This is a genomic window from Micromonospora sp. NPDC018662 (genome assembly GCF_044391475.1).
Lineage (GTDB): Bacteria > Actinomycetota > Actinomycetes > Mycobacteriales > Micromonosporaceae > Micromonospora.
Genome location: NZ_JBISAC010000027.1, coordinates 1 through 3,964, shown reverse-complemented (window position 1 = coordinate 3,964; position 3,964 = coordinate 1). Strand labels below are relative to the sequence as shown.

Below are 3,964 nucleotides of genomic sequence, written 5' to 3'. Positions count from 1 at the left end.
CCGAGAACTCCCTATACTGCGCCTCCACTGACCGGGAACAACGACTGACAAGCCGCCGGGTCAGCGAGAAGAAAGCGAAATAAACGCTTGACTCTCCGGGTGAAAAGCGTAATATACGCCACCTCGAGTTAGCAAGCGAAAGCGACTAACTCACTGCTCTTTAACAATTTATCAGACAATCTGTGTGGGCACTCCACAAGACGATATCCAGCATCTTCGGATGCAAAAAAATATCAAGTCTTGAAGAGTGACTAACTGAAGTAAAATTCATGCAGTAAATCTTTGAGCATCGCTTCTCGAGTGGAAGCAAATCAAGCTTTTAATTGAAGAGTTTGATCATGGCTCAGATTGAACGCTGGCGGCAGGCTTAACACATGCAAGTCGAGCGGTAGCACAGGGGAGCTTGCTCCCTGGGTGACGAGCGGCGGACGGGTGAGTAATGTCTGGGAAACTGCCTGATGGAGGGGGATAACTACTGGAAACGGTAGCTAATACCGCATAACGTCGCAAGACCAAAGAGGGGGACCTTCGGGCCTCTTGCCATCAGATGTGCCCAGATGGGATTAGCTAGTAGGTGGGGTAATGGCTCACCTAGGCGACGATCCCTAGCTGGTCTGAGAGGATGACCAGCCACACTGGAACTGAGACACGGTCCAGACTCCTACGGGAGGCAGCAGTGGGGAATATTGCACAATGGGCGCAAGCCTGATGCAGCCATGCCGCGTGTGTGAAGAAGGCCTTCGGGTTGTAAAGCACTTTCAGCGAGGAGGAAGGTGGTGAACTTAATACGTTCATCAATTGACGTTACTCGCAGAAGAAGCACCGGCTAACTCCGTGCCAGCAGCCGCGGTAATACGGAGGGTGCAAGCGTTAATCGGAATTACTGGGCGTAAAGCGCACGCAGGCGGTTTGTTAAGTCAGATGTGAAATCCCCGGGCTCAACCTGGGAACTGCATTTGAAACTGGCAAGCTAGAGTCTCGTAGAGGGGGGTAGAATTCCAGGTGTAGCGGTGAAATGCGTAGAGATCTGGAGGAATACCGGTGGCGAAGGCGGCCCCCTGGACGAAGACTGACGCTCAGGTGCGAAAGCGTGGGGAGCAAACAGGATTAGATACCCTGGTAGTCCACGCTGTAAACGATGTCGATTTGGAGGTTGTGCCCTTGAGGCGTGGCTTCCGGAGCTAACGCGTTAAATCGACCGCCTGGGGAGTACGGCCGCAAGGTTAAAACTCAAATGAATTGACGGGGGCCCGCACAAGCGGTGGAGCATGTGGTTTAATTCGATGCAACGCGAAGAACCTTACCTACTCTTGACATCCAGAGAACTTAGCAGAGATGCTTTGGTGCCTTCGGGAACTCTGAGACAGGTGCTGCATGGCTGTCGTCAGCTCGTGTTGTGAAATGTTGGGTTAAGTCCCGCAACGAGCGCAACCCTTATCCTTTGTTGCCAGCGGTTCGGCCGGGAACTCAAAGGAGACTGCCAGTGATAAACTGGAGGAAGGTGGGGATGACGTCAAGTCATCATGGCCCTTACGAGTAGGGCTACACACGTGCTACAATGGCATATACAAAGAGAAGCGACCTCGCGAGAGCAAGCGGACCTCATAAAGTATGTCGTAGTCCGGATTGGAGTCTGCAACTCGACTCCATGAAGTCGGAATCGCTAGTAATCGTAGATCAGAATGCTACGGTGAATACGTTCCCGGGCCTTGTACACACCGCCCGTCACACCATGGGAGTGGGTTGCAAAAGAAGTAGGTAGCTTAACCTTCGGGAGGGCGCTTACCACTTTGTGATTCATGACTGGGGTGAAGTCGTAACAAGGTAACCGTAGGGGAACCTGCGGTTGGATCACCTCCTTACCTAAAGATATTGATTCGAGTGGCGTGCTCACACAGATTGTCTGATAGAAAGTAACGAGCAGAAATACCTTTATAGGCTTGTAGCTCAGGTGGTTAGAGCGCACCCCTGATAAGGGTGAGGTCGGTGGTTCAAGTCCACTCAGGCCTACCACTTCTTCGAAGTGGAAAAGGTACTGCACGTGACTGTATGGGGCTATAGCTCAGCTGGGAGAGCGCCTGCCTTGCACGCAGGAGGTCAGCGGTTCGATCCCGCTTAGCTCCACCATATAGTCCGGTATTTCAATACTTCAGAGTATATTGGCGACAGTATGCTGCGAAGTATTTTGCTCTTTAACAATCTGGAACAAGCTGAAAATTGAAACATGACGGCTGAAATTTATCCCTCCGTAGATGTACTGGGATGAAGAGTAACCTGTCATAGAGTCTCTCAAATGTTTGCAGCACGAACGATGGAAACATCTTCGGGTTGTGAGGTTAAGTGACTAAGCGTACACGGTGGATGCCTAGGCAGTCAGAGGCGATGAAGGGCGTGCTAATCTGCGAAAAGCGTCGGTAAGGTGATATGAACCGTTATAACCGGCGATACCCGAATGGGGAAACCCAGTGTGTTTCGACACACTATCATGTCATGAATACATAGTGGCATGAGGCGAACCGGGGGAACTGAAACATCTAAGTACCCCGAGGAAAAGAAATCAACCGAGATTCCCCCAGTAGCGGCGAGCGAACGGGGAGGAGCCCAGAACCTGAATCGGCTTGTGTGTTAGTGGAAGCGTCTGGAAAGTCGCGCAGCAAAGGGTGATAGCCCCGTACACTAAAATGCACAGGTCGTGAGTTCGATGAGTAGGGCGGGACACGTGACATCCTGTCTGAATATGGGGGGACCATCCTCCAAGGCTAAATACTCCTGACTGACCGATAGTGAACCAGTACCGTGAGGGAAAGGCGAAAAGAACCCCGGCGAGGGGAGTGAAATAGAACCTGAAACCGTGTACGTACAAGCAGTGGGAGCACCTTCGTGGTGTGACTGCGTACCTTTTGTATAATGGGTCAGCGACTTATATTTTGTAGCAAGGTTAACCGTATAGGGGAGCCGTAGGGAAACCGAGTCTTAACTGGGCGATTAGTTGCAAGGTATAGACCCGAAACCCGGTGATCTAGCCATGGGCAGGTTGAAGGTTGGGTAACACTAACTGGAGGACCGAACCGACTAATGTTGAAAAATTAGCGGATGACTTGTGGCTGGGGGTGAAAGGCCAATCAAACCGGGAGATAGCTGGTTCTCCCCGAAAGCTATTTAGGTAGCGCCTCGTGAACTCATCTTCGGGGGTAGAGCACTGTTTCGGCTAGGGGGCCATCCCGGCTTACCAAACCGATGCAAACTCCGAATACCGAAGAATGTTATCACGGGAGACACACGGCGGGTGCTAACGTCCGTCGTGAAGAGGGAAACAACCCAGACCGCCAGCTAAGGTCCCAAAGTCATGGTTAAGTGGGAAACGATGTGGGAAGGCACAGACAGCCAGGATGTTGGCTTAGAAGCAGCCATCATTTAAAGAAAGCGTAATAGCTCACTGGTCGAGTCGGCCTGCGCGGAAGATGTAACGGGGCTAAACCATGCACCGAAGCTGCGGCAGCGACGCTTAGGCGTTGTTGGGTAGGGGAGCGTTCTGTAAGCCGTTGAAGGTGGCCTGTGAGGGTTGCTGGAGGTATCAGAAGTGCGAATGCTGACATAAGTAACGATAAAGCGGGTGAAAAGCCCGCTCGCCGGAAGACCAAGGGTTCCTGTCCAACGTTAATCGGGGCAGGGTGAGTCGACCCCTAAGGCGAGGCTGAAAAGCGTAGTCGATGGGAAACAGGTTAATATTCCTGTACTTGGTGTTACTGCGAAGGGGGGACGGAGAAGGCTAGGCTAGCCGGGCGACGGTTGTCCCGGTTTAAGCGTGTAGGGGGTGTGACCTGGTAAATCCGGTTGCATACTAACCCTGAGGCGTGATGACGATGCACTACGGTGCAGAAGTAGTTGATGCCCTGCTTCCAGGAAAATCCTCTAAGCATCAGGTAACATTAAATCGTACCCCAAACCGACACAGGTGGTCAGG

Annotated in this window: 2 tRNA genes and 2 rRNA genes; all 4 read left to right on the top strand. The window is 52.1% G+C overall.

Annotated features, from left to right (window positions below):
- Positions 1 to 320: 320 nt before the first annotated feature.
- Positions 321 to 1,862 (top strand): 16S ribosomal RNA (locus ACH495_RS31800).
- A 74-nt stretch (positions 1,863 to 1,936) separates the two neighbouring features.
- Positions 1,937 to 2,013: transfer RNA gene (locus ACH495_RS31795), tRNA-Ile, on the top strand.
- Between the two features lie 38 nt (positions 2,014 to 2,051).
- Positions 2,052 to 2,127, top strand: a tRNA-Ala gene (locus ACH495_RS31790).
- Positions 2,128 to 2,334: 207 nt separating this feature from the next.
- Positions 2,335 to 3,964: ribosomal RNA gene (locus tag ACH495_RS31785) — 23S ribosomal RNA — on the top strand; the annotation flags it as partial.